General features: G+C 53.0%; 23 protein-coding genes and 1 riboswitch. Of the genes, 17 read left to right on the top strand and 6 right to left on the bottom strand.

Annotated features, from left to right (window positions below; all coding sequences use genetic code 11):
• The first annotated feature begins 163 nt into the window (after window positions 1–163).
• The gene (locus tag PRECH8_RS06475; protein ID WP_200966275.1) at window positions 164–1933 is read left to right on the top strand and encodes a diguanylate cyclase domain-containing protein; all 1770 of its coding nucleotides are present in this window, start codon (window positions 164–166) and stop codon (window positions 1931–1933) included.
• Window positions 1934–2109: 176 nt separating this feature from the next.
• Here the strand turns inward: PRECH8_RS06475 and PRECH8_RS06470 are convergent, their stop codons facing one another.
• The gene (locus tag PRECH8_RS06470) at window positions 2110–2721 is read right to left on the bottom strand and encodes a biotin transporter BioY (RefSeq protein WP_242457463.1); all 612 of its coding nucleotides are present in this window, start codon (window positions 2719–2721) and stop codon (window positions 2110–2112) included.
• A 126-nt stretch (window positions 2722–2847) separates the two neighbouring features.
• On the opposite strand from PRECH8_RS06470, the gene PRECH8_RS06465 reads away from it, so the two are divergent.
• The 6 genes from PRECH8_RS06465 to PRECH8_RS06440 all read left to right on the top strand — a co-directional run bounded on the left by PRECH8_RS06465 (window position 2848) and on the right by PRECH8_RS06440 (window position 8569).
• The gene (locus tag PRECH8_RS06465) at window positions 2848–3687 is read left to right on the top strand and encodes an energy-coupling factor ABC transporter ATP-binding protein (RefSeq protein WP_200966274.1); all 840 of its coding nucleotides are present in this window, start codon (window positions 2848–2850) and stop codon (window positions 3685–3687) included.
• On the top strand, window positions 3672–5393 hold the full coding sequence (locus PRECH8_RS06460) for an ATP-binding cassette domain-containing protein (protein ID WP_200966273.1): 1722 nt from the start codon (window positions 3672–3674) through the stop codon (window positions 5391–5393). The genes PRECH8_RS06465 and PRECH8_RS06460 overlap by 16 nt, the downstream gene beginning before the upstream one ends.
• A gap of 68 nt (window positions 5394–5461) precedes the next feature.
• A complete protein-coding gene (locus tag PRECH8_RS06455) occupies window positions 5462–5782 on the top strand; it encodes a thioredoxin family protein (protein ID WP_200966318.1) in 321 nt (106 codons plus the stop codon).
• Window positions 5783–6120: 338 nt separating this feature from the next.
• Window positions 6121–6840: a YwmB family TATA-box binding protein gene (locus tag PRECH8_RS06450; RefSeq protein WP_200966272.1), complete on the top strand. Its 720-nt coding sequence runs from the start codon at window positions 6121–6123 to the stop codon at window positions 6838–6840.
• Window positions 6841–6973: 133 nt separating this feature from the next.
• Window positions 6974–7537 (top strand): YhcN/YlaJ family sporulation lipoprotein, encoded by a 564-nt coding sequence (locus PRECH8_RS06445; protein WP_200966271.1) that lies wholly within the window; start codon window positions 6974–6976, stop codon window positions 7535–7537.
• A gap of 213 nt (window positions 7538–7750) precedes the next feature.
• The gene (locus PRECH8_RS06440; RefSeq protein ID WP_200966270.1) at window positions 7751–8569 is read left to right on the top strand and encodes a uroporphyrinogen-III synthase; all 819 of its coding nucleotides are present in this window, start codon (window positions 7751–7753) and stop codon (window positions 8567–8569) included.
• Window positions 8570–8665: 96 nt separating this feature from the next.
• Here the strand turns inward: PRECH8_RS06440 and PRECH8_RS06435 are convergent, their stop codons facing one another.
• On the bottom strand, window positions 8666–9886 hold the full coding sequence (locus tag PRECH8_RS06435) for a DL-endopeptidase inhibitor IseA family protein (protein ID WP_200966269.1): 1221 nt from the start codon (window positions 9884–9886) through the stop codon (window positions 8666–8668).
• 262 nt (window positions 9887–10148) lie between these two features.
• Between PRECH8_RS06435 and PRECH8_RS06430 the strand changes: the two genes are divergently transcribed.
• From PRECH8_RS06430 to PRECH8_RS06415, 4 genes are all read left to right on the top strand, one after another.
• Window positions 10149–11303: a COG1470 family protein gene (locus tag PRECH8_RS06430; protein WP_200966268.1), complete on the top strand. Its 1155-nt coding sequence runs from the start codon at window positions 10149–10151 to the stop codon at window positions 11301–11303.
• A gap of 3 nt (window positions 11304–11306) precedes the next feature.
• Entirely contained in the window at window positions 11307–12269 is a 963-nt protein-coding gene (locus PRECH8_RS06425) for an ABC transporter ATP-binding protein (protein WP_371871183.1), read from the top strand.
• The gene (locus PRECH8_RS06420) at window positions 12266–13225 is read left to right on the top strand and encodes an ABC transporter permease (RefSeq protein WP_200966267.1); all 960 of its coding nucleotides are present in this window, start codon (window positions 12266–12268) and stop codon (window positions 13223–13225) included. The genes PRECH8_RS06425 and PRECH8_RS06420 overlap by 4 nt, the downstream gene beginning before the upstream one ends.
• Before the next feature lie 74 nt (window positions 13226–13299).
• Window positions 13300–13440: a hypothetical protein gene (locus PRECH8_RS06415; protein ID WP_200966266.1), complete on the top strand. Its 141-nt coding sequence runs from the start codon at window positions 13300–13302 to the stop codon at window positions 13438–13440.
• Between the two features lie 220 nt (window positions 13441–13660).
• Here PRECH8_RS06415 and PRECH8_RS06410 read toward each other — a convergent pair whose 3' ends face one another.
• Window positions 13661–14374, bottom strand: a complete 714-nt coding sequence (locus PRECH8_RS06410; RefSeq protein ID WP_200966265.1) for a Crp/Fnr family transcriptional regulator — start codon at window positions 14372–14374, stop codon at window positions 13661–13663.
• Between the two features lie 383 nt (window positions 14375–14757).
• Between PRECH8_RS06410 and ectA the strand changes: the two genes are divergently transcribed.
• The 3 genes from ectA to PRECH8_RS06395 are packed head-to-tail and all read left to right on the top strand — an operon-like array spanning window position 14758 to window position 16998.
• Window positions 14758–15309, top strand: coding sequence for a diaminobutyrate acetyltransferase (gene ectA, locus PRECH8_RS06405; RefSeq protein WP_200966264.1), 552 nt, complete (start codon window positions 14758–14760; stop codon window positions 15307–15309).
• Between the two features lie 19 nt (window positions 15310–15328).
• A complete protein-coding gene (gene ectB, locus PRECH8_RS06400) occupies window positions 15329–16618 on the top strand; it encodes a diaminobutyrate--2-oxoglutarate transaminase (protein ID WP_200966263.1) in 1290 nt (429 codons plus the stop codon).
• A complete protein-coding gene (locus PRECH8_RS06395) occupies window positions 16615–16998 on the top strand; it encodes an ectoine synthase (RefSeq protein ID WP_200966262.1) in 384 nt (127 codons plus the stop codon). The genes ectB and PRECH8_RS06395 overlap by 4 nt, the downstream gene beginning before the upstream one ends.
• A gap of 106 nt (window positions 16999–17104) precedes the next feature.
• On the opposite strand, the gene PRECH8_RS06390 is transcribed toward PRECH8_RS06395, so the two are convergent.
• The 3 genes from PRECH8_RS06390 to PRECH8_RS06380 are packed head-to-tail and all read right to left on the bottom strand — an operon-like array spanning window position 17105 to window position 20009.
• Window positions 17105–17896 (bottom strand): energy-coupling factor transporter transmembrane component T family protein, encoded by a 792-nt coding sequence (locus PRECH8_RS06390; RefSeq protein WP_200966261.1) that lies wholly within the window; start codon window positions 17894–17896, stop codon window positions 17105–17107.
• On the bottom strand, window positions 17893–19425 hold the full coding sequence (locus PRECH8_RS06385; protein WP_200966260.1) for an ABC transporter ATP-binding protein: 1533 nt from the start codon (window positions 19423–19425) through the stop codon (window positions 17893–17895). Before PRECH8_RS06385 ends, PRECH8_RS06390 begins: the two co-directional genes overlap by 4 nt.
• A 2-nt stretch (window positions 19426–19427) precedes the next feature.
• Window positions 19428–20009, bottom strand: coding sequence for an ECF transporter S component (locus PRECH8_RS06380; protein ID WP_200966316.1), 582 nt, complete (start codon window positions 20007–20009; stop codon window positions 19428–19430).
• 212 nt (window positions 20010–20221) lie between these two features.
• A riboswitch (TPP riboswitch) is annotated at window positions 20222–20326 on the bottom strand.
• Between the two features lie 567 nt (window positions 20327–20893).
• On the opposite strand from PRECH8_RS06380, the gene coxB reads away from it, so the two are divergent.
• The 3 genes from coxB to PRECH8_RS06365 all read left to right on the top strand — a co-directional run bounded on the left by coxB (window position 20894) and on the right by PRECH8_RS06365 (window position 24377).
• Entirely contained in the window at window positions 20894–21877 is a 984-nt protein-coding gene (coxB, locus tag PRECH8_RS06375; RefSeq protein ID WP_242457462.1) for a cytochrome c oxidase subunit II, read from the top strand.
• A 74-nt stretch (window positions 21878–21951) separates the two neighbouring features.
• Window positions 21952–23763, top strand: a complete 1812-nt coding sequence (gene ctaD, locus PRECH8_RS06370; protein WP_200966315.1) for a cytochrome c oxidase subunit I — start codon at window positions 21952–21954, stop codon at window positions 23761–23763.
• Window positions 23760–24377, top strand: a complete 618-nt coding sequence (locus PRECH8_RS06365) for a cytochrome (ubi)quinol oxidase subunit III (RefSeq protein ID WP_200966258.1) — start codon at window positions 23760–23762, stop codon at window positions 24375–24377. The genes ctaD and PRECH8_RS06365 overlap by 4 nt, the downstream gene beginning before the upstream one ends.
• Window positions 24378–24380 lie beyond the last annotated feature (3 nt).

Raw genomic sequence — 24380 nt, 5'->3', positions numbered from 1 at the left:
TTGTATTCAGGCATTGTTGCCGTTAAGCAGCACACGATAGTTTGTTCACAAATTTTGTGTTCGGCAAGAGGGAAAGAAAAGTTTACAGAGAATATATCTTTTGGAAGAAAACGAATACTGCTTTCTAGTTCATGAATCTCTCTGAATGAAAGGGGGGAATTTGATGAGAAGACTGGGTACGATGACATCGCTTGCTGCTAGTATAACTGTAGCGGTTTTTTTTGTCCATCATCATGGTGTATCCTCGCTGTCGGTACTAGTCGGTGTAATAGTCCTGCTGGCGGGACTCATGATCGGCCGCCGATACGATCATTATGCTTATCTTGCGATCCGGGACGATCTGACGGACTGTTATAACCGCAGATTCATCAGAGATCGGATGAGCAAGCTGATGAAACATGCCCAGATTTATAAGAAACTGCTGTGCATCGCGCTGATCGATCTGGATGATTTTAAGAGAATCAATGATCACTTCGGCCACCGCCACGGCGATCATCTGCTGCGCGTGTTCTCCAGTGCCCTCATGTCGATCTGCCCGAACGGTGCCTATGTGGCCCGTTTGGGAGATGATGAATTCATCCTGGCCGTGCCGAATATCGATTCGGAAGGCATGAAGGGTTTGATCCAAGAACTGCACGAGAAGCTGAAGAAACGGCTGACCGATGTCAAATATTCGGTAGGGATCGCAGAGTATCCGGTGAATGGGCATTCATACGATGAACTCATCAATCATGCTGAGCGGCAGATGTACGGCATGAAGTGGAGCAATGCCCAGGAGGAGAACAATGAGAAATACGTGAATTACCTGCTTACAAATCAGCAGAATTTAATCGACCAGTGGTATGAAGAGATGACGGGGCATGATCTTTCCATTACGAAGTTGATGGAAGGGTTTTATTTTCATACGCTGTTTGATTATCTGCTGGCACTGCATACCCCCCCGCAGGAACACCCGATCATGGAGGGCCTTGCGGACTTCTGCAGAATCATCATCGAACAGGGGATCCCCAGCGAAGAAGTACGAATCTCCACCTCTGTGATGCGCAATTTATTGATAGATCATCATGAGCGGACGTTGACTCCTTTTCCAATCCATGTAGTGAAGGAAGTAATCGGGAGGCTGGATGAATTGGAAACAGCGATTAATAACGAATATGCGAAGATGGAACTGATCAAGAAGGAAAATGATATCACTGAGCTCCATGAGGACAGGCTTTCTCTGATCGGCAAGATGGCTGCCAGCATGGCCCATGAGATTCGCAACCCCTTGACATCGATTAAAGGTTTTCTCAAGTTAATCCGTGCGAATATCCCCTCGGATTCCAACCCCAATATCGAAAAATATATCAACATCATCGAGAGTGAATTCGAAAACATCCATATGCAGATTACAGGTTTGTTAAGCTTCTCCAAGAAACAGATCATCGAGGAGCCCTTCAGCTATCTATCGGCTAACCAGCTGCTCCACTCGATGATCTCCTTGTTGAGTCCCCGGTTGATTAATGAAAATGTCGAACTGAAGATCAATGAACGGGAAGTTTTCTATATCTACGGTCAGAAGGTTGCTCTGCAGCAAGTGATTTCTAATATTCTGAACAATGGCATCGATGCCTTGTCGATGAACCAGGATCAGGAGAAGATCATGCGCATCGATATCTACAGTGATGATGAGGCGTCCTATATCGCCATCAGCAACAATGGTCCAGAGATCTCTGAGGAAGTGCGTGAAGTGCTGTTCCGGCCCTTCACCACAACGAAAGAGGATGGGACGGGACTGGGACTTGCGATCTGCAAGCAGATCATGATCAAGAACAACGGCGATATCACCTTCGAGTCCAATCCTGAGGAGACGACCTTCCGGCTGATCTTCTACAAAGAAGCGATGACGGAGCCGGAGGGTGATGCGCATCTCTACTCCTTGCGGGAAGCATGAGGCTGAATCGATTCGGAAACAGGGAACAAGGGGCTGCCCCCGTCTGCATTATGACGCGGGGACAGCCCCTTGTGCGGTCATGCGAACATGTCCAGTGTTGTTAAACATGCGATATAACCATAAATCGTGCGCTGTAAGCAAGGTTGTATGCAATAATCCTGTGTCGTAACCGTGAGTTATCCCTGGTCATCGGGCAGCTTCACGACCTCCGCATCCTCGCCGCCGATCAACTTCGACATCGGGAAGATGCGGCGAACCGGGACGACGATCAGTGTCGCAACTACCGCCTTCAGCGTATCGCCGAGGATGAAGGGGGTGAAGCCCATGGCGATGCCTTCGGACAGGGTTATGTTTGCTTTGTACATCAGCCACGGCACCCCTGCCAGATACACCGTCAAGGAACAGAGCCAGATCACCAGGAAGACCTTCACATATGCGATCCAGCCTGAACCTTGGATACGGCGGATGAACAGACCGATCAAGAGTGCGCTGATCGGAAACATCCAGAGAAATCCGCCCGTCGGTCCCAGGATACGGGCTAATCCAACGGCGCCGGGCATGATCGGCACACCTAAGGCTAATAAGAATATAACAAGGAATATGCTAAGGAAACCGTATAACGGTCCTAGAAATGCACCAGCTAACATCGCCGCCATATTCTCCAGTGTGATCGGTATAGGAGTAAAGCCCAGATGAATGTTGGCGAAGCTGGACACGATCATTAATGCCGCGAATAGTGCACTGAACACAATACCGCGTACTGTGATGAGCGAGCGTTTGCTTTGCAATGTCCTTCCTCCTCTTCCAGTCTTGCAATTGATAGAGTAATATAGATATCATGGTTACCATACTTGATCTTCGTGATTGATGTCAATACAAATAATGACATTAATAGTTTTTATGGAGGTAGGGCAGTGGAGAGGCTGCAGTCGGTGGTCTTACAAGATGTAACCGTAGCCTATAGACAGGAGGAAGGCATCCGCATCGTCCTGCGGGATATCAATCTCTCCCTACCGGAGGGGCAGATGACCGCGCTCATCGGCGGCAATGGCAGCGGCAAGAGCACGCTGCTGAAGGTGATCGCGGGGATCCTGCCGCCGTCCCGCGGCAAAGTGCAGCGGCTGTCGCAGCCGCAGGGTCTCGTGCCCGTCGTGTTCCAGAATCCCGATGCCCAGATCGTGGGACAGACCGTATGGGAGGATGTCTGTTTCGGATTAGAGAATACGGCCGTTCCGCCGGAGGAGATCAAGGAGCGGGCGGATCGCGCGCTTACTGCTGTCGGCATGACGGGTTTTGCCGATGTTCCGGTGAGCCGCTTATCCGGCGGTCAGAAGCAACTGCTGTGCATCGCTTCGGTCATCGCAATGCAGCCATCGCTGCTCATCTTCGATGAACCGACGGCGATGCTCGATCCCGCGGCGAAGGAGCAGGTGCTGCAGGTGATGAACCGTCTGCGGCAAGAGGGCCGGACGATCCTCTGGGCGACGCAAGGCATCGATGAGATCGGCTTGGCCGATCAGGTTGTCGTTTTGGATGACGGAGAGATCGTCTTCATGGGCACGCCGGAGGATTTTTTCTATGGGACAGCAGATGGGAGCAGAGAGGGGATCCCCTGCTGTACTTTGGGTTTCCGCCTGCCCTACAGCATTGAAGTCATCCATGAGCTCAAGCGAAGCGGGCGTTTGCAAGAACTAAGACCGGTGACGGCGGAGCAATGCATGGAAGCGGTGAGCGGGTTATGGCGATCCAAGTAGCCGGCGTATCCGTCGCCGATCTTCGCGGCCGCGGCATCCTGCATGAACTTGATCTCATCATCCCCGATGCGAGTATTACACTGATCGCGGGTCATAACGGGGCGGGCAAGTCCACGCTGCTCGATGCCCTCTCCGGTCTGATCCCCCTTCGCGCGGGCAGCATCCATTATGATGCGCACTCGCTCTGGGAGAAGGGCAAACCGAATCTCGAGGTGCTGAAGAACATCGGCTGTGTCTTCCAATATCCCGAGCAGCAGCTATTCGCGCAGACCGTGGAACGGGAGATTCTGTATTCCCTGAAGTACCTGAGGCTTCCGAAGGAGGAAGCGGCCGGGCGGGTAACCGCAGCGATGGAACTGATGGGACTCGCACCGTCCCTCCGTCATGCGATTCCTCAGACGCTGAGCGGCGGGCAGAGGAGAAGGACGGCCTTGGCCTCCACTATGGCTCCCGAGCCGCGGTGGCTGCTGCTGGATGAACCGACGGCGGGGCTGGATGCGCAAGGGGTAGGAGCGCTGCTGAAGTTTATCACGGAGCGGCGGAAGCAAGGATACACCCTCGTCATCGCTACGCATGATCTGGACACGCTGCTTCCCTATGCCGATCACCTGATCGTGCTGCAAGAAGGCCGGGCGGTCCTGCAGGCGAGTCGCGGCGAGAACTGGATATCTGCTGCAGATCTGGAAGCGGCCGGCCTTAAGGCGCCGGCAGTCCTGCGCTTCGTCGAGCTGCTGCGGCAAGCGGGCGGGGAGATGCCGCGAAGCGGCGAGCTGCCGTCACCGGAAGAGATGGCACAGGCGCTGCTGCAAGCTCCTGGAGATCGGGCGGCGGAAGGACAAGGGCTCCGGCTCCGGGGGCATACGAACGATGGGAACTTGGAAGAACGGGCACCCCGGCTGGGAGCAGGGCGTTCAGGAGCCGTTGATTCTTTCAGTTCTTCTGCTGCCCCGGAATTGCTGCGGCGGCTTGATCCCCGCGTAAAATGGCTCTCCTTCCTGCTCTTATCCCTCGGGATCATCATCCAGAACAGCTGGCTTGGCCTGTACGCAGGAGGGATGATCGCGGCGGCGATGATGCTCTACAGCCGCGCACCATGGAGACTGCTGCTGAAGGCGGTGTTGCCATTGCTCATCTTCATCCTGCTCTCTGTCCTGATCACGGGACTGTCCTTTGAGGGAAGCATACACGGTATACGGCTGGATCTAACCGCGTCGCTGCGCACCATCTTCGAACTGTCGAAGCTCGTGTTCATCTCGCTGCTCGGTGTGGTGCTGGCCGTTACGACGAGCCAATTGATGATGAAGCGGGCGATCGATCAAAGCCTTGGTTTCCTTCGTCATCTGAAGCTGCCGGTGGAGGCGCTGTCCCTCGGGGGATCGCTGATGCTGCGCTTCATCCCGGTGCTGTATGAGGAGTATCAGCGCTTCAGCAAGATCGTGCGGGCACGGGGCAAGATCAGCAGGCGCAAGGAGGGGCTCCGCATCAGTCAGCTCCCGCCGGTTTTCATCCCGCTGATCATCTCGCTTTTCCAATTAGCCTCTGAGCTGACGACAGCGATGCATGTTCGCGGATTGTCGAGCTTCAACGGACGCCGCACGAGCAGCCTTCGCTTGCGGATGAATCGCGTTGACCGGCTGGTCCTCAGCGTCGGCATCGCTCTGTTCATCGTGCTGACGGTGATCCGGTTCGGGCCGTTCGGGCTATGAGAAATGGCGGCAGTGTGATACTATAGATTCGTAAGTATATACAGAAGATAGGAGATGAAGAACAGATGATGGAGAAGATTACTTCTGAAGAACAATATAGACAAGTGATCGCATCGGATCAGCTGACCGTGATCAAATACTATACAACGTGGTGCCCCGATTGCAAGAACCTGGACCGGTTCATCGGCGAGATCATCGAGGAGCATCAGGACAAGCGCTGGTATGAGCTGAATGCGGAAGAGCTGCAGCCGATCGCAGAGGAGAACGATGTGCGCGGCATTCCAAGCCTGCTCGTGTATCGCAGCGGCGAGAAGATCGCCCATCTGCACAGCAAATTCGCCAAGACACCGGAAGAGGTAAGGGAGTATCTCGCTTCGATCGAAGCATAAAGAGATCCTGGCGATTTAGATCGATGATCTAAATTGAATATCCAAGTCGTACTTCTCGCTCATCAGCTGCTCGTCATTCGGCGGGCAGCTTTTTTGCTGTTCTGCTGAGCTGGACTGTTCATATGAGAGTCTTTTCTATCTGTCTCTTTTCTTTTTCTAACCTTGGTATATTAAATCCATCTGCCAATCTATGAAAATCTCCATGTATAGAAAACTTCAAAATGGGGATGCTGGAAATAAAGAAAGATTACGAGATTCATAGAATCTGTAAGTTATGAGCGGGGTGTCTGGACATGGTGCGGATGCGCAAAACGCGAATCGTTCAGGGGTTATCTATGATGAATATCCTATGCTTGGGTTTCATCGTGGTCATCGCAGCAGCGGTTTCTGTAACGGCCTATGCGTCGAATGCGGAGGAGCAGGACGGGCATGGAGCGGAAGGGGTGATCCAGGATCTAACTTGGATGGCGAATCTGCTGGAGGAAGTGAGCGGTTCAGATATGGCGCTGACGGCGATGAAGATCGGTATGATCAAACTGACTGAGGGAGAGGAAGCGTCCGATGTTGTACAGATGATCCTAAACAGCGGTTCAAGCCGGTCGGACACGGGCATGGCTGCGCTTAGCAGCCTTACGCGGCTGGCGGTGAGTGTTCAGCAGCAGTCCGGCGGCGAGGCGCTTGTCGTCGTCAGATTGGAATCTGAGTCTTTGGAAGAGATGGAGCGGTACAGCGAGTGGTTCCAGCACCTCGATGCCAGACTGCTGGCGTTGGGGATACAGAGTGATTGGCGGCTGAACTTACAAGCTGATATGAAGGAGGTCCTGCATGCCGATGAGTTCTGGGATCGTCTGGAGGGAGCAGGTGCGCACCGCACCGAGTCGATCCATGCCTATCAGGATCTGCGCTCCGCAAGCATGACGTATACCGTGCCCCGCTTGCACCGCTGGATAACGGCAGCGGGTCAAGAGATTCATCTGCAGGCAGCTGTTCATCATTTGACTACAGGAGATGGGTATCGCCTCACCTTAGGAACGCCTCTGATTACGATCGAGTATTGATTACGGAGTAAGGGATTCAGAAATCGAGTTCCTAGCGTGAAAGCATGGGGAGGATGCTGAACGCCCTGCATGATCTGTGAGGATCTGTGGAAAGATAAAGCATGAATTCCATCACAGACGGGGTGAAGATGAGATGTATAAGAAGATCAGCATCACGATCACCGCATGTCTTATAGCGGGGCTGCTCGCTGCTGGCTGCGGCGACAACCGAGCCGATGATCAAGGAATGGATCGGAATGGACAGCAGCAGAATCAGTATGAGATGCAACAGCAAAACCGCGGGGATGCATGGAACCGCGGCGCTCGCGGCGGCGATCCGATGAACCCGATGAATCAAAGGAATCAGATGAATGCCGGAGACCAGGATGTCGAGTATCAGGTTGCAGAGAGAGCAGCGGATGAGATCGTTCAGCTGGCTTTCGTACAAAGTGCATATGTGCTCAAAACAGAACACAATGCTTATGTTGCCGCCGTTCTCGAGAATGGCGCCGAGTTAACAAGGACGATGGAACACCAGATCGCACAAGCGGTGCGCAGGGTGGATGATACCGTGGATCATGTTTATGTATCGACGAACCCCGATTTTATCGAGCGGGTTGATTCGTATATCGATGATCTTCGTCAAGGCCGCCCTGTGGAAGGATTCGTTGAGGAAATCGTCGAGATCATCGACCGGATCTTCCCGAATGCACGTTGACATTGCAGCCTAAAGAGAAACCGCCGGTTTCGCCGGCGGTTTCTTCTTTTGTCATCATATTGTTATGAACTTGTGTTCCAAATACTCTTAGAGATGGTATATTGGAAGATAATATAAGACTCGGATGAGCGGCAGATGCCAAAGGACATCTGATGGGCCCGACAAGAGCACCGAGGAGTGCCGCTCTCATCCAGTTGCAGGAGGGCTGAATGTATGAAAGGGCTGCAGGACAAGCATATCGCCGTCACCGGAGGGCGCAAAGGAGAGGAGATCAGTCAGCTGATCGCCAATATGGGTGGAATCGCCCATATACGGCCAACCCAAGGGACGGTGCTTCTGGATGAACAGCAGGTGGCGCCGGATCTTAAGCGGCTGCTTACGGAAGGAGCGGATTGGTTGGTCCTAACGACGGGCATCGGTTCACAGACCCTGCTCGAGCGGGCGGAAGGCCTTGGGTTGGGAGAACAGCTGATCGAGTTTATGCGGCAGGTGAAGATTGCGGCCAGGGGATACAAGACGAGGAATTTCTTGAAGGGTCTTGGCATAGAGCCGGATGTCACCGATGATGACGGCAGTGTCCGCGGTTTGATCCGTCAGTTTGCCGGCATCCCGATCCGCGGGCAGCGGTTTGCGGTACAGCTGTACGGGGAGCCGTCCCCCGCGCTGCAGCGCTGGCTGACGGAGGAGGGGGCGGTATATGATGAGATTATGCCTTATATCAATACGCCTCCGCCTGAGGAAGAGCTGCGGACGTTTATCGCGGAGATCTTGGCGGGCCGATACGACGCTGTAGCTTGCACGAGTGCGCTGCAAGTGCATCACCTGTTCCAGGCTGCTGAGCGGTTCGGACGGCTGGAAGAGCTGCGTGCCCGGCTGAATGGTCCAACGCTCGCTGCGGCTGTAGGCAGGGTGACCGCCGAAGCCATGGAGGAGTGGGGGATCACGCGCATCGTACAGCCGAGCAACCAGCGGATGGGCGGGATGATCGTTGAGTTGAATCGCTACTTCGCCGGCATAAACGACCAAACATGATCAGGGGCACACGGACCGGGCGATCGTCAGGATCGCCGGCTCCAGTGTGCCTCTGGTGCTTCTGATTATGCTTCTGATATTTATTATGGACCGGTCTCAGCGTGCTGCTGCGGTGCTCTCCGCTGGCGGCAGGACGGTATGCAGATCCAATGGCGTATGGATGCGCCAGCCGGCGTTCAGTTTCCTGAATTCGATCTCCCGCAGCAGCGAAGTCCCCTCCGCATCAACGGGTACCCGGACCAAGTAGCGCTTGTCCGTATCGGACCCGCTGATCAAGTTGATCTCCGCTTCTTCCCAGATGAGGGAAACGGCTTCCTGAGCCGGTGCGGCTGCTTGGATACCTTCAGCGGTATTCCTGATCCCCAAGAGCTGCACGGCTGTGCGGGCAGCATCGGGGGTATAGACCGTCTCCATATAAGCGGTCAATTCATCGTCCCGCGTGATGAGTTCAGAAAGTGTGAGGATGGCCGGCCCGCTGTCTGCCGGCGGCAGGGATTCGGTATTGCCGGCATTACGCTCTTCGGCCTCGCTCTCATCATCGCTGAACTGTTCGATGATCGTCTTCTGCAGCTGCACGGCCTGCAGGATGCGCTCTTGAGCGGCACGCTCGTCGATCGCAAGCAGTTTGTCGTAATCTTCGGTATGGATCGTGCTGATCATCGCCATGATGGTGTTCAAGGCCGAAACTTCCGGCGGCTCGCTGACCGAGATGCGCAGCGGAATCCCATGGATCTCCTTGAGGATCGCCGTCAACCGCTCGCCCGCTCGATAAGCTCTGTATATGTATGCATCCTCCCAGAACGAGAACTTCTTATATTCGGTGATCTGCAGCATATTCTCGTCGATTCGCTGCAACAAGCTCTGCAGTTCATCGGCTGCTTGCTGGAGATCAGCCTGCACAGGCAAGGCTTCGATCACCGCTTGTCCGCTGCCGTCGGCGGTCTGGAGGGTCAGGGTGCCGGTATCCGGGTTCACTTCGCTGCGATAACCCGGCAAGATATATATATAATATCCGATCGCTTCATTGACGATGACCTGCGCTGGAGCTTCGGCCGTGGTGCCGTCCAGCCGTTGCAGCGGAACATGTGCGGCCAGTTCAGGTCCGCGCGGTTCGCTTGCCTCGATTACTCCTTCTCCCGAATCATTGTCGGCATTCGGATTGTTTACCTGCATCGTCCATGCTTCCTGTGCATTCTCCTGATTCCTATGCTGTCCTTGGGACCGTTCGGAATTCGCCGACGATTGATCCTGATTGGCATCGCTGCATCCGCTTAGCAGCAGCAGGGCAGCACAGCATGTTGTTATCCACCTACGCATATCGGAAGTTTCATCTCCTTCATGTCTTCGCTGTAGTGTTGAATGGGCCGATCAAGGGCAGGGTGTTTTGATCGTTGCCGCGAGTTTCCTCGTAAATTTCCCCATTAGTCTCTAACGCAACTCCTTCGGCAGAAGTTGCGCGGAATCCTGTATGCAGAGCAAATTTAATGTTCCTTTAAGGTTGCATTTAACTATGTTTAATTTTCACGCCTTATACTCTTAGATGAAATAATTACTAAATGAATCTGGAGGGGTTGAACAGATGAAAGACAAGATAAAAAGAGGCAGTTTAGTATTGCTGTCGACGCTGCTGTTCATGCTGACTCTGGGGGTAACACCGGTATACGCGGCGGCTGAATTAGATCTGTACACGAAGTTCGCCAGTATAGCGGTTACGCCCGGGGAGAAAATCTCCTATTCCATAGAGGTCATCAACAATACTTCATCCGTGCAAACCAATACGATCAGCGTAGCAGGTCTGCCGCAGGATTGGACTTATACTTTGCAATCGGGTTCTTACAGCATCGATCGCATCTCCGTTAAACCGAACAGTTCGGAAACGCTTAATCTGCGCGTGGAAGTTCCATATCTCGTCGATCGGGGCACCTATAACTTCAATGTGCAAGTCGACGGGGTGAACAAGCTTCCGCTGACGGTTACCGTGACGGAGCAAGGGATCTACAGTACGGATCTGACCGTGGACCAGCCGAATTTACAAGGTCATTCGGATTCGGACTTCACCTTCACGGCGAAGCTCGAGAACCAATCGGCGGATGAGCAGACCTATGCGCTGCAAGCAGCGACGGATCCGGGCTGGAGAGTGGAGTTCCGGGTAAGCGGCAACAGCGTCACCTCTGTCCAGGTGGATCCGTTCGATACAGAGACGATCGCTGTGAAGGTCACGCCGCCGACTGAGGTCGAAGCGGGTACGTACAAGATTCCGATTCGTGCCGTGAACAATGAGACAAGTGTGGAGCAAGAGCTGGAAGTTGTGATTACGGGTACTTATGATCTCCAGGTCACCACAGCAAACGGGGTGCTCAGCACGAATATTACTGCGGGCGGACAGAAGACTATCGATCTGGTGATCAAGAATACGGGCACAGCTGACCTATCGGATATCAATCTGAGCTCCGTTAGTCCGACGAACTGGGAAGTAACCTTCGAACCGGCTGTGATCGACCATCTGCCGGCGGGTGAATCTGTCAACGTGCAAGCCGTGATCAAGGCGGACAAAGCGTCGATCGCCGGGGATTATGTTGCCAGCATCACCGCTCGTACATCGGAGGTCTCGGACAGCGCGACTTTCCGCATCACCGTAGAGACGTCGATGTTGTGGGGTTGGATCGGAGTATTGATCATCGCCGTTGTTATCGGAGGTATCTATTACTTAATCCGCAAATACGGGAGGAGATAAACGATGGGCAGCACGATGGAAGATCCCGTCATCACGCTGAACGGTCTAACGAAACGCTACGGCGATCTGGTGGCCGTCGACCGCCTCAGCTTGACGATTCGGCGCGGTGAGATATTCGGGCTGCTGGGACCCAACGGTGCGGGGAAGTCCACGACGATCCTCATGATGCTCGGGATGACGGAGCCGAGTGAAGGATCGGCGGTCGTATGCGGCGTGGATCCGACGCGGCAGCCGATCCTTGTGAAGAAGAAGGTTGGCTATCTGGCCGACGATGTCGGCTTCTATGATGATATGAATGCCGTGGAGAACCTGATGTTCACAGCGCGGCTCAACGGCATACCCGATGAGGAAGGACGGAAGGAAGCCGACCGCTTGCTGGAGCAAGTGGGATTGACGGAGGCCAAATTCAAAAAAGTCGGCACCTACTCGCGCGGGATGAGGCAGCGCTTGGGTCTTGCCGATGTGTTGATCAAACGGCCTGAAGTGATCATCCTCGATGAGCCGACCCTGGGGCTTGACCCGGAAGGGATCAAGGAATTGATGCAGCTCATCCGCCGTTTGAGCAGACAGGAGAAGATCACCGTGCTCTTGTCTTCTCACCAGCTGCACCAGGTGCAGGAGGTTTGCGACAGGGTAGGACTGTTCGTCCGCGGCAAGCTGCTCGCTCAAGGCGATGTGGAATCTCTGGCGAACCAGCTGTTCCCCGACGAGAAGGTCGAGATTCGCTTCCGTCTGTCGCAGTCTCCGGATACGCTGATCGAAGAGATCCGCGGGCTGGAGCATGCGATCTCGCTGCAGCACGACGCTGGGAGCGATGAGTGGATCATGCGCGCGCATGCGGATATCTCGCCGCAGATCGCAGAATTGGTAGTCAATCACAAGGTACAGCTGCTGTCCTTGAAGCAGAAAACCTTCGGTCTGGACGAGATCTACTTGCGTTACTTCGAAGGGAGTGAAGCGTCATGAACACTCGTCCGTTCTGGGTGATCGTGCGCAAGGAAATCGCCGATTACCTGCACAGCTGGCGGTTCTTCATCCTGATCGGGATCATCATGCTGACCTGCCTCGGCTCGCTGTATACGGCTTTGAGCGGTATCACCAAGGCAGCGGCAGCGACGGACACGCGAGTCGAGTTTCTCTTCCTGCGGCTGTTCACGATCTCGAACGGCACCGTGCCTTCGTTTATGTCCTTCATCACCTTCCTGGGGCCGCTGCTCGGGATCGGGCTTGGCTTCGATGCGATTAACTCCGAGCGCAACAAAGGAACGCTAAGCCGCATCCTGGCCCAGCCCGTGCCGCGCGACTACGTGATCAATGCGAAGTTCGCAGCGGCACTTCTGGTGATCGGCGCAGCCTTCTTCGCCCTTGGCCTCTTGGTCATGGGGATCGGCATTCTCGTCACAGGCATCGAGCTGACCTTCGAGGAATTCCTCAGGATCATCTCCTATCTGCTGATGAGCCTGGTGTATGTTGCGTTCTGGCTCAATCTGTCGATCCTGTTCTCGGTGCTGTTCAAGCAGCCTGCGACAGCGGCCTTGTCCGGCATCGCTGTATGGCTGTTCTTCAGCGTCTTCTATAACATGATCATCGAGCTTTTGGGCAATGCTTTGGCCCCGGGTGAGCTCACCGTGGAGTCGATCTTGAGTTATGAGAGCACGATGATGTTCCTGCTCCGTCTGTCACCGGCGTATCTGTTCAGCGAGGTGACGAAGACGCTGCTTTATCCGACAGTGAACACCTTGGGTTCGTCGATCCTGGCCAGCGAACAGCAATTCTTCATGATCCCGGATACTCCGCTCAGCTTCGTACAGAGCTTGCTCGTGTGCTGGCCGCAGCTCACCGCGATGATCGCCGCAACCTTGATCTGCTTCGGCGTGTCGTATTATATCTTCATGAGGCAGGAGATCCGCTCGCGTTCATAATCTGCTGCAAGCACATAAAAAAGGGCCCGTCAAGGGCCCTTACTTATTTTTGGATAGTGCTGAGACGATAATATATGTCGTCTCGCGGAGTGGATGGCATCAGCCAATCGCTGAGCCGACAGGAACTGTCGATTCGCGAGCAGTTCTGGTATCGACGCGGCGGAGTCAACAGGAACTGTCGTCTCAAGTATGTCGTGCTGTTTGGAGGCAGCTGAGCCGACAGAATCTGTCGGTTCGCGCACAGTTCCAGGTCTCATCGCGGCTGAGTCGACAATAACTATCGTCTCACGCGCCGTTACTGCCTCAACACAGCTGAATCAACAAAATCTATCGTCTCACACGCCAGTCCTGCTTCGTCGCACCTTGAATCAACAATCATTCGTATTATCAGGTCAACCAGTATTTCCTGATTGATCTTTGTCGTCTCGGGCAGCGTTAGATCCGACAGATTTCCTTCGGGCAGGTTTCGCAATGGCAGATGTCCTTCAGGTAATCGATATCCTTCAGGAGCAGATAGCCGTCTTTCATATCTACGGCGTTCTCCTTCTTCAGGGCGCTCAGCATTCTGCTGACACTTTCACGAGCAGCGCCGATATAATCAGCCAGATCGGTATTGGTCAGCTTCTGTTTGATCAGAATCCCTTCAGGTGTCTCTACACCGTAGGAGTTAGCGAGACGGATGAGGGTTGAGCACAATGCACCCTGCTTGCCGTACATGATCAAGTCGCGGAACTTCGTCTGGGTGATGCGCGATACGAGTCCCATCCACTTCATAAAATCGATGGCGAGATCGCTGTATTGCCAGAGCAGCGTCTCTAGATCCTGCTTATGAATCACGCCGACGACGCTGTCTTCGATGGCGATCCCGTTAAACTGCTGGGTCGAATCGCTATAGGGGTCCAGCTGTCCAACGAAATCCCCTTCGCGAAAGACGTATAAGATGAAGACTTTGCCGTCGTTGGAGTTTTTCGTAACTTTGATCTTGCCCTTCTTTATATAATACACTTTGTCTGCAGCATCGTGTTCCCAGAACAATGGAGAATCCTTCGTCACTTTCTGATCAATCATGATCTCCTGAAGACGCTTCATATTTTCAGGCGAAATGCAGAAGTTGGCACGAGTCTCTTGGTTATCTATTAGTAAGCTCATCGTGTATTCCTCCTTGCTAGGAGCTTGATTTAAGCAAAGTATAGCATACGACCTTTGGCGCAAGTGTGATATATGTCACATTATATGTGAAAAAAATCACAACCGTCATCAAAATGTCAAAATTGAAAGGGTTTTACTCAAGCAGATGCTGGATTAAGCTATGGTTTTGATCATTTAAACATCGATTCCGGAGCATCTTGGAGGAGCAGCGAGGATCTTTCAGGATAAATATGGATGACCGGGTTAATCCTCCTTCACCCTTGCAGCGGCAGTCAGGGCATGAAATATCGAAGGATATAAAGGATGAGCTGAGCTGGGAGGAATGATACCATAAGGAAGGAAGTGGGATTGACCGGTCTCCCTGGGAATGAAGAGAGGATGTGATGGGGACGGCTGTTCGTGCAGACGCAAGTTCGATGCGGATTACTTACCATCAACCGTCGTTAGAAGACGGTGCAGAGGTCTGGCGTTTCGTTCGCCAGGCCGGCAGTTTAGACTTGAATTCTGCTTACTGTTATATCATGCTGTGTGACTTCAACTCGGACACCTGTGTAATAGCCCGTGACGAGAAGGGAGAGGTAGTCGGCTTCGTCTCCGGTTTGGTCTTGCTGAACAGACGGGACACGCTGTTCGTATGGCAGATCGCAGTTAGAGAAGACTGCCGCGGCCTGGGTGTGGGGACAGCGATGCTGGACGCCCTGTTAGCCCGCAGCGCATGCCGGGAAGTGCGCTATATCGAGGCCACGATTGCCCCTTCTAATCAGGCATCCAGGCGGCTGTTTGGACGCTTGGCCGAACGTCTGGGGGCTTGCGTTCAAGAGTTGAAGGGTTATGAGCGGGAGGATTTCCCAGAGGAACATGAGGATGAGAGATTATATCGGATAGGACCGTTAAGGATAGGAAGTGCCAATCAGATCTATACAAGGTCAAACTAAATGAGGAGGACAAATTCCCATGACACATACCAAGGTGTTGGACCAGCCGAACACCGCAATCTTCGATGAGTTAGAGTCTGAAGTGCGCAGTTATTGCCGCCATTTTACTGCGGTATTTACCCGTGCTAATGGATATAAATTATACGATCACCAAGGCAAGGAATATATCGATTTCTTCGCCGGTGCTGGTGCGCTGAATTATGGACATAACAACCCTGAAATGAAGAACAAGATCATTCAATATATCCAAAATGACGGAATCACCCATAGTTTGGATATGATGACTGCGGCCAAAGAATCGTTCCTGAAAGCATTTGATCAGATCATATTGAGACCGCGCGGGTATGACTATAAACTGCTGTTTCCCGGTCCCACCGGCACCAATGCAGTAGAAAGTGCTTTGAAGACGGCGCGCAAAGCCACGGGACGCAGCACGATCATCTGCTTTACCAACGCCTTCCACGGCATGACTTTAGGTTCATTGGCCTTGACTGGAAATAAGTTTAAACGAAAGGGGGCAGCGGTGCCGTTATCCGACGCCTTATTTATGCCCTATGAACATTTCTTGGGCGAGGGGATCGATACAGCAGAGGTGTTGGAACGTTATTTGGATGATCAAGGCAGCGGGGTAGATCTGCCTGCTGCGGTGATCCTGGAAACCGTCCAGGGAGAGGGAGGACTGCATGCTGCGAGCACGGAGTGGCTGCAGAAGATTGAGAAGATCTGCCGTGAGCGGGACATCTTGCTCATCGTCGATGATATCCAAGCGGGCTGCGGACGTACGGGAACTTTCTTCAGCTTTGAGCATGCCGGGTTGGAGCCGGATATCATCTGCTTGTCCAAATCCCTGGGAGGCTTCGGATTGCCCATGGCGATGACCCTGCTCAAGCCGGAACTGGATACTTGGCAGCCCGGTGAACACAACGGCACCTTTCGCGGCAATAACATCAGTTTCCTGGCTGCCACGGAGGCGCTGAACTATTGGAAAGACGAAGCGTTCAGCCGGGAATTGGAGCGCAAGGCGGAACTGATCCGTGCATCCTTGAACGAATTGGCCGAGGCTTGTCCCGAATTGAAACCGGAAGTTCGCGGCAGAGGGATGCTGCAAGGCATCGCTTTCCATAGAGAGGGAGCAGCTGGTGAAGTAAGTGCAGCGGCCTTCCGCAGAGGATTGATTATGGAAACTTCCGGACCTAAGGATGAGGTTGTGAAGGTGATGCCGCCGCTCATCATCGATGAATCAGGACTTCGTGCAGGCCTTAAGATTCTCATGCAATCCGTTGCTGAGGTAAGGAGGGGACTAATGTGATCGTGAAACATCTAGATGAGGTAATCGGCACGCAGGATGACATCGATACTGAGACTTGGAATGCCAGGAGATTGCTGCTTCGCCGGGATGGCATGGGATTCTCCTTGCACGATACGATCATTAAAGAAGGGACGGAAACCTATATCTGGTATGCCCATCATCTGGAGGCAGTGTATTGCATATCGGGGGAAGGCGAGATCGAAGATCTGGACCATCAGCAAGTCTACCCGATCCGACCGGGCACGCTCTATGCGCTGAATGGTCATGAGAAACACCTGCTGCGTGCTGCGAAGGAGATGAGAATGGTGTGTGTATTCAATCCCCCGCTGGTTGGCAATGAAGTTCATGATGAACACGGGGTCTATCCGCTTCTTGAATAGCAGCCAGCAGTCATCTTCGGAATAAAGTTCTGGAATACTTTAGAAGGTCTTATTCTGATCCGGCGGGCTCAGGGCCTGTGCGGATCGAGAATAAGACCTTCTATATCTATGCCCGTACATCGGTGATGTCGAAGTAGGGCATGCCGAGTCCTGCGGAATAAGCGAAGGATACGGCTGCAGCCAGCAGGATGAGATACAACAGATCGTACCATGAATAACTGATTATATAATAGTAGGTTCTCTTGGATTCCATTCCAAAACGCTTCGCTTCCATCGCTACCGCGATTCGCTGGGCCCTGCGGATGCTCTGGGCGAGCAGGGGAACCGTGTAGAAGCGAATCTTCTTATAGAGACTCCTTAAGCCGCGTCCTTCCAGACCGCCCCGCACCTTCGCTGCGTGGCGCAGCGTCTGGAACTCCTCGAACATGATCGGGATCAGACGGATGCCGGCCATGAAGCTGTATGAGAACTTGGGCGGGAGTTTGAGCTGCTGCATCAGGGAATAGAATAATTTCACCGGACTTGTGGTCAATGCGAAGAGGAGCCCAACTGCTGCGAAGTTCAGTGCACGAAAGCCGATATGCAGGCCGCGATAGAAACTTTCCTCTGTGATATGCAGCAATCCCCACTTCACCCAAGTCGTCTCCCCTTGTCCGAAGAACATCATCGCCGCTGCGGAAGAGACGAAGATGAACAGGAAGGGGGAGGAGTAGAGCAGCAACCGGCGCAGGGGATGGCCGGAGAACAAGAATAGGATCAAAAGATTGGCGATCGTCAGATTGATCATGATATTAATGTTGTGAATCATCACGATGATGATGAAGAGGAGCACGAAGACGATCAACTTCAGACTCGGATTGATCCGATGCAGCCATGTCTTGCGATGCGGAAAATTCATCCGTTCGTCACCGCCCCTTGGGAACTGCTATGTTGTGATGGATCATCCGCCCCTTCATCAGCGATCTGTTGTAGATATTCTGCTGGATCTCTGTAGATCTCCGCCCGGCCGTCCTGCACATGCCATACCTGAGTGGCGTAATGGCGGACGATCTGAAGATCATGGGTGACCATGAGGATCGTACTGCCGGCAAGGCGCCAGGATTCCAATATGTCCAGGATGGCGAAGGTGTTGCGGGCATCCTGGCCGAAGGTTGGTTCATCGAGCAAGAGGATCGGCTGCTCCTTCACCACCGCTGAGGCCACACTCAGCCTGCGCTTCTGTCCCATGGACAACTGATAAGGATGCTGCTCCTGATGAGCGGTGAGATCGAACTGTTCCAGCAGCTGTTCCACCTTGGGAGCGATTGCTTCTTCACTTTCCCCGCTCTGCCGAAGAGTATAAGCGATCTCATCCCAAGTTCGGTTGGTGACGAATTGGAATTCCGGATTCTGGAACACGAAGGCGAGATGATCGGCCAGATTGCGGATCTCATCGGCAGGGCGGCCCATGAGCTTGTAACAGCCCTTCGTCTTAACTAACTGCATGAGCGCAAGGAGCAGCGTGCTCTTGCCTGCTCCGTTATGCCCGACGATCGTCACCCACTCGCCGGCATGGAGCTGTGCCGCATTCACTTCCGTTACACACCTTCTGCCGCGATAGGCTTGGAATCTTTGGAGCTCGATCTTCGGCTCGGCATCTTCCCGGCCATCCTTCGTCGTCTGTGCCTGCCTTGCTGCGGTATGGACCCTGTCCGCTTGGGCCATATAATCTTCCCAGACGCCGGGATACCAGATGCCGTATTCGAGGAAGGCTGATCGATATTGTTCGAAGATCTCATCCCGCGGACCGTCGGCGATGATCTGTCCCCGGTCGTTGAAGAGCACGATGCGGTCGATGAGATCGAGGATCTGATCGATCTTATGCTCAACGATGATCAGTGTTTTGCCGCGGCTGATGTTCTTGATCGTCCGCCACACCTGCTCGGTGCCTTCCGGATCGAGCAGGGCGGTTGGTTCATCGAGCAGCAGCACATCCGGCTGCAGGGCAAGTACGCTGGCAATCGCCAGGCGCTGCTTCATGCCCTGCGAGAGTGACTGGATCGGCGTGTGCCGGTCCGTCAGATGAAGCCCGACGAGCTGCAGATAGGCATCGATCATATCGGGCATCTGTTCGTGCGGCACTTGCAAGTTCTCCAGGACAAAGGCGATCTCTTCATCGACATAGGGCATACAGAACTGTGTATCCGGATCTTGGAAGACAAAGCCCCAGCGCTCGGGAATCGTGATCTCATCCGCCTTTACCGGGACTTCCAGCGAGCCCGGGATGAGACCTGTCAGCACTTGCAGCAGTGTTGACTTGCCGCATCCGCTCGGACCCAGGAGCAGGACTTTCTCGCCTTGGTGAATGGTCAGAGACAGATCCCGGAACTGGAGTTCATCCCGTCCCGGGAACTTTAACCGAAGATTGGTTACCTGTGCAGCGATCATCGTTATCGCTCCAGTGCATCATAGTCCGACTGAGACACAGGACGGACGAGATTAGTGACCCCTGTAAGCTCGAGTGCCTTGACCAAGTAATAAGCGAATCCGCCGGCGATGATGATCGATCCGACCGTTCGAGCCGTGATCAACACCGTCAGGTTCCACAGCGCAAGATCATCGATGTAGCTGAAGTAGAGGTCCATGATGAAGGAAGCGATCGATGCGGCGATCGCTGCAAGGCAGGTCACGCCCAGCGTAAACTTGCGGTAGCGGAAGGCGGCGAATACCAGTTCAGCGAACAGGCCTTGCAGGACGCCGGACATGAGTACAGTGAGTCCCCATTCGGAACCTGTTACGAACTCAGCGGAGGCCGCTCCCACTTCTGCCAGCAAGGCAACACCCGGTTTGCGCACGATGAGATAGGCAACCGTGGAAGCGATGAAATACATGCCGTATACCAGCTGATCCAATTGCAAGCCAAACGGTTTAACGGCATAGTAGACAGGAGACCACAACTTATAGACAACTCCAAAAACAATTGCAATGACAATTGTCACAAGAATGTCAGCAAGACGCAATTTTCTAGATATTTGTACTGTTTGACTCAATGGATTCCACTCCTTTGAAATTGTGATCAACACCGGAAATCACTGAGCCGGTTCCAGGTGAACCAAGGCATGCGGCACAAAAAAACCGCTGCCCAAGCAGGGAGCGGAATACATAGAAAAGCCAGGCGCTGCAGGATCTGCTCGACATCCGTGCGGTTGATCAGATCTGTAAGCAGATCTGCAAAGCCTAGATCATTCTCATATGTCCACTTCCCTTCGCTGGTATTACCCAGTTCAGGTTCAAAGGGTTTAGGACGGCGCCGTCCAATCTCAGCTTCTCAGCTCCCCCAGTGTTTCATTTTCATATTAACATTTACAAGCGAGTTGTCAACATATTTCTATACTGCCCGCTATGCTCTGCAATACAAGATTAATGAAACAAAAATCAATGACATCCGCATGCAAATGGCTAAATGGGTGGAAAATATACAATAAAGACAATCTAAGTCAATTGTTAATGATGTTAAAATGATAGCAGTCACTATCTTTGCGAACATTTTGTGAAAGATGTGTACGAACATTGACAAATTAGAAGGGGCAAAGTTATATTATTAGTGATTATGGGCGAGTGAGCCCTTTCAAGAGAGAAAGAGGAATTAAGGGAGATTTCGTTCCGCTTTCGTCGGGCTGCGGTTTCGTAGCAAGCTCATCGATTGGGAATCCAAGGCTGTACGAAGTACATATTGATACCCGGTGATTAAGCTTGTTAGCCATGTTCAATGATGATAGGGGTTGCAACGCATTAGGGGAAAACTGCCTTCAAAGGCAGTTATTTGTCTGTTTTGACGAACTGCATCGTTCGTCGTCCATCCTGAGCAATTATGTCATTAATGCGGAAAAGAGGTTGATGAATGGTGAAGCGTTGGATGAAACGTCTAATCCCGTTGACGGCCATGATGATGCTGCTGCTGACGGGATGCAGCGTAGAAGGAGCATTGGATCCTAAAGGACCTGTTGCTGAGAAGCAGCTGGATTTGATCCTGCTGTCTTTGGGTGTTATGACTTTGGTATTGGTCGTGGTCTTCGTCTTGTTCTTCTGGGTGATCATCCGTTACCGCAGGAAGCCGGGAGATGAGATCCCTGAGCAGATCGAAGGAAGCCACAAGCTTGAGGCGACATGGACGATCATCCCGATCGTGCTGCTCTTTATCATGGCGGTTCCAACCGTTGCACTGACATTCAACCTGGAGCAAGAAGCGAAAGCGACGGAAGGCGATATGGTGATCCAAGTCGTCGCTAAGCAGTTCTGGTGGGAGTTCACCTATCCGGAAGAGGGGATCGTAACCGCTCAGGAAGTCTATATCCCTGTCGGCAAGAAGGTTGTCTTCGAATTGTCCTCGACGGATGTGCAGCACTCCTTCTGGGTGCCGGAGCTTGGCGGGAAGAAAGATACCAACGTCGGCGGAAGGAACGTGAACTATCTTGCTTTAGAGGCGAGCTATCCGGGTACATATAAAGGAAAATGCGCAGAGCTTTGCGGGCAAGGTCATGCTTTGATGGACTTCAAGGTCATCGCCTTGGAGCAACCGGAATATGATGCCTGGGTGCAGAAAATGTTAACTCCGGCTGAAGTGACGGTAGAGACGGAACTTGGGGCAGAACTCTTCGAAGCCAAGTGCTTGAGCTGCCATGCAATCGATCCGGGCATGCCTTCCATGGGCCCTAACCTGAATGGTTTTGCCGATCGCATGTTCATTGCGGGCTGGTTGGAAAATGATGCGGAGAACCTGGTGAAATGGATCGAAACTCCGGAAGATGTGAAACCAGGCGTCTTGATGCCGGGATTCAAAGATGTTCTGACAAGGGAAGAGATCGATGAGATCGTCAAATACTTGCAGAGCTTGCATTAATCCAGTGACGAAGGAGGTATGTATCGGTGGCTCATGCACAAGCACTTGGACGTAAGAAACGCTATTCGGGAATCATGGACTGGATCACAACCGTCGATCATAAGAAGATCGGTATCCTGTACTTAGTCACGGGGGGCGTATTCTTTCTGCTCGCCGGTCTGGAAGCGATCTTGTTCCGCATCCAGCTGATGTATCCGATGAACGACTTTTTGGATGCTCAGACCTTTAATGAACTGGTCACGATGCACGGAACGACGATGCTGTTCTTGGCAGCATTGCCGATTCTATTTGGATTTTTCAACTATATTCTCCCATTGCAGCTCGGAGCCAGAGACGTGGCCTTCCCGTTTCTGAATGCTCTAGGGTATTGGACCTTCCTCTTCGGCGGGCTTCTGCTGAACCTTGGTTTCTTCACAGGCGGTCTGCCGGATTCGGGGTGGACGGCTTACCCGCCGCTCTCGACCGAATATTCGCCTGGTTTTGGTATGGACTATTATTCGATCGGTTTACAGATCGCCGGGATCGGGACCTTGGTCGGTGCAATTAACTTTATCGTGACGATCGTGAACATGCGTGCTCCCGGTATGACGATGATGCGGATGCCGCTGTTTGCGTGGACGGCATTCATCACTTCGATCCTGATCGTGTTCGCATTCTCGGCGTTCGGTGTCGGCATCCTGATGCTGACCTTCGACCGCGTCTTCGACGGGCACTTCTTCAATGCCGCTGTCGGAGGCAACGTCATCTTGTGGCAGCATATCTTCTGGATCTTCGGACACCCTGAAGTGTATATCCTGATCCTGCCGGCATTCGGAATCTTATCGGAGGTTATCCCGACCTTCTCCCGCAAGCGCTTGTTCGGATATACATCGATGGTATTCGCAACGGCATTGATCGGTTTCTTAGGGTTTATGGTGTGGGCGCACCATATGTTCACCGTCGGTATGGGGTCGGTAGCGAATATCCTGTTCGCTGTAGCAACGATGTTGATCGCTGTTCCGACAGGAATCAAGATCTTCAACTGGATCTTCACCATCTGGAAAGGATCGCTCAAATTAACGACTGCGAGCTTGTTCGCCGTAGGATTCATTCCTTCCTTTACGATGGGCGGAGTGACGGGCGTGATGCTCGCGATGGCAGCTGCTGACTATCAGTACCACGATACGTATTTCGTCGTCGCGCATTTCCACTACGTCATCGTAGGCGGTACGGTACACGGCATCTTCGCGGCGTTCTTCTATTGGTTCCCGAAGATGTTCGGCCGCAAGTTGAACGAAACCCTCGGCAAGATTACGTTCTGGCTGTTCCTAATCGGTTTCCACCTGACCTTCTTCATCCAGCACTGGCTCGGTCTCATCGGTATGCCGCGCCGCGTGTACACTTTCCTGGACGGGCAGACGGGATGGAATGAGATGAACTTCGTCAGCACCATCGGTGCATTCTTGATGGGTGTTGCCACGATCATCCTGCTGATCAATATCATCATCACGGCGATGAAGCCGAAGGATGCAGAGGCTGACACATGGGAAGACGGCCGCACGATGGAATGGGCGATGCCGTCGCCGCCGCCGGTATACAACTTCAAGCAGACACCGCTTGTACGCGGTTTGGATGCTTGGTGGGTGGAGAAGCGAGCCGGCAATGATGCGATGACGCCTGCAGAACCTTTGGGTCCGATTCATATGCCGAACGGTTCGATCCTGCCGGTGATTATGTCCATCGGATTGTTTATCGCGGGATTGGGAATCATGCATCATGCGACTTGGGCATCTATAGGCGGTTTCGGAATCCTGGCAGTCTGCATGATCATTCGTTCGCTCATCGATGATCCGGGATACTATATTGATCCGGCAGAGATTGAGGGCAAGGAGGTTAAGGCATCATGAGTCACGTACAAACAGAGGACAACAGGATCGAAAGTTTGGAGAGGGCGACACTGGAAGGCAGGAATAAGATTCTTGGCTTCTGGGTGTTCCTCGGAGCGGAAGTTGTCATCTTCGGTACGCTGTTCGCCGCACACATCGCACTTCGCAGTGAAGTGAACTACGGTGTGTCCGGCACCGAGATCTTCGCCTTGCCGATCGTTGCCATCATGACGGCAATCCTGCTTACGAGCAGCATGACCAGCGTGATGGCGATCCAAGCGATGCATCGTCATGATGTCAAAGGCACGGCGCTGTGGTTGACGATTACGGTTTTGTTAGCACTGGGTTTCCTTGGGTTGGAGATCTACGAGTTCTACCACTACGTTGATGCCTATAACTTCAATATCAAAGCAAGTCCATTCAGTACCAGCTTCTATGTCTTGGTCGGCTGTCACGGGGTTCACGTGGCGATCGGAATCCTCTGGATCAGCTTGTTGATCGGGCAGCTCTTTAAGAAAGGCCTGACGGTCGTGACAGCGCCCAAGATCTACCTGGCAAGCTTGTACTGGCACTTCATCGACGTGGTATGGGTGTTTATCTTCACGGTTGTATATCTGATGGGGAAGGTGGGCTGATCG

The organism is Insulibacter thermoxylanivorax (assembly GCF_015472005.1).
Classification (GTDB): domain Bacteria; phylum Bacillota; class Bacilli; order Paenibacillales; family DA-C8; genus Insulibacter; species Insulibacter thermoxylanivorax.
Note: the sequence above shows the minus strand (reverse complement) of the source record. Positions and strands in the feature narration are given on the sequence as shown.

Excerpts from the sequence above, each read along its gene's own strand:
- PRECH8_RS06475 (WP_200966275.1), top strand. The coding sequence starts at position 164 with ATGAGAAGACTGGGTACGATGACATCGCTTGCTGCTAGTATAACTGTA.
- PRECH8_RS06460 (WP_200966273.1), top strand. The coding sequence starts at position 3,672 with ATGGCGATCCAAGTAGCCGGCGTATCCGTCGCCGATCTTCGCGGCCGC.
- PRECH8_RS06455 (WP_200966318.1), top strand. The coding sequence starts at position 5,462 with ATGGAGAAGATTACTTCTGAAGAACAATATAGACAAGTGATCGCATCG.
- PRECH8_RS06450 (WP_200966272.1), top strand. The coding sequence starts at position 6,121 with ATGAATATCCTATGCTTGGGTTTCATCGTGGTCATCGCAGCAGCGGTT.
- PRECH8_RS06445 (WP_200966271.1), top strand. The coding sequence starts at position 6,974 with ATGTATAAGAAGATCAGCATCACGATCACCGCATGTCTTATAGCGGGG.
- PRECH8_RS06440 (WP_200966270.1), top strand. The coding sequence starts at position 7,751 with ATGAAAGGGCTGCAGGACAAGCATATCGCCGTCACCGGAGGGCGCAAA.
- PRECH8_RS06435 (WP_200966269.1), bottom strand. The coding sequence starts at position 9,886 with ATGCGTAGGTGGATAACAACATGCTGTGCTGCCCTGCTGCTGCTAAGC.
- PRECH8_RS06430 (WP_200966268.1), top strand. The coding sequence starts at position 10,149 with ATGAAAGACAAGATAAAAAGAGGCAGTTTAGTATTGCTGTCGACGCTG.
- PRECH8_RS06425 (WP_371871183.1), top strand. The coding sequence starts at position 11,307 with ATGGGCAGCACGATGGAAGATCCCGTCATCACGCTGAACGGTCTAACG.
- PRECH8_RS06420 (WP_200966267.1), top strand. The coding sequence starts at position 12,266 with ATGAACACTCGTCCGTTCTGGGTGATCGTGCGCAAGGAAATCGCCGAT.
- PRECH8_RS06415 (WP_200966266.1), top strand. The coding sequence starts at position 13,300 with ATGTCGTCTCGCGGAGTGGATGGCATCAGCCAATCGCTGAGCCGACAG.
- PRECH8_RS06410 (WP_200966265.1), bottom strand. The coding sequence starts at position 14,374 with ATGAGCTTACTAATAGATAACCAAGAGACTCGTGCCAACTTCTGCATT.
- ectA (WP_200966264.1), top strand. The coding sequence starts at position 14,758 with ATGGGGACGGCTGTTCGTGCAGACGCAAGTTCGATGCGGATTACTTAC.
- ectB (WP_200966263.1), top strand. The coding sequence starts at position 15,329 with ATGACACATACCAAGGTGTTGGACCAGCCGAACACCGCAATCTTCGAT.
- PRECH8_RS06390 (WP_200966261.1), bottom strand. The coding sequence starts at position 17,896 with ATGAATTTTCCGCATCGCAAGACATGGCTGCATCGGATCAATCCGAGT.
- PRECH8_RS06385 (WP_200966260.1), bottom strand. The coding sequence starts at position 19,425 with ATGATCGCTGCACAGGTAACCAATCTTCGGTTAAAGTTCCCGGGACGG.
- coxB (WP_242457462.1), top strand. The coding sequence starts at position 20,894 with ATGAAACGTCTAATCCCGTTGACGGCCATGATGATGCTGCTGCTGACG.
- ctaD (WP_200966315.1), top strand. The coding sequence starts at position 21,952 with ATGGACTGGATCACAACCGTCGATCATAAGAAGATCGGTATCCTGTAC.
- PRECH8_RS06365 (WP_200966258.1), top strand. The coding sequence starts at position 23,760 with ATGAGTCACGTACAAACAGAGGACAACAGGATCGAAAGTTTGGAGAGG.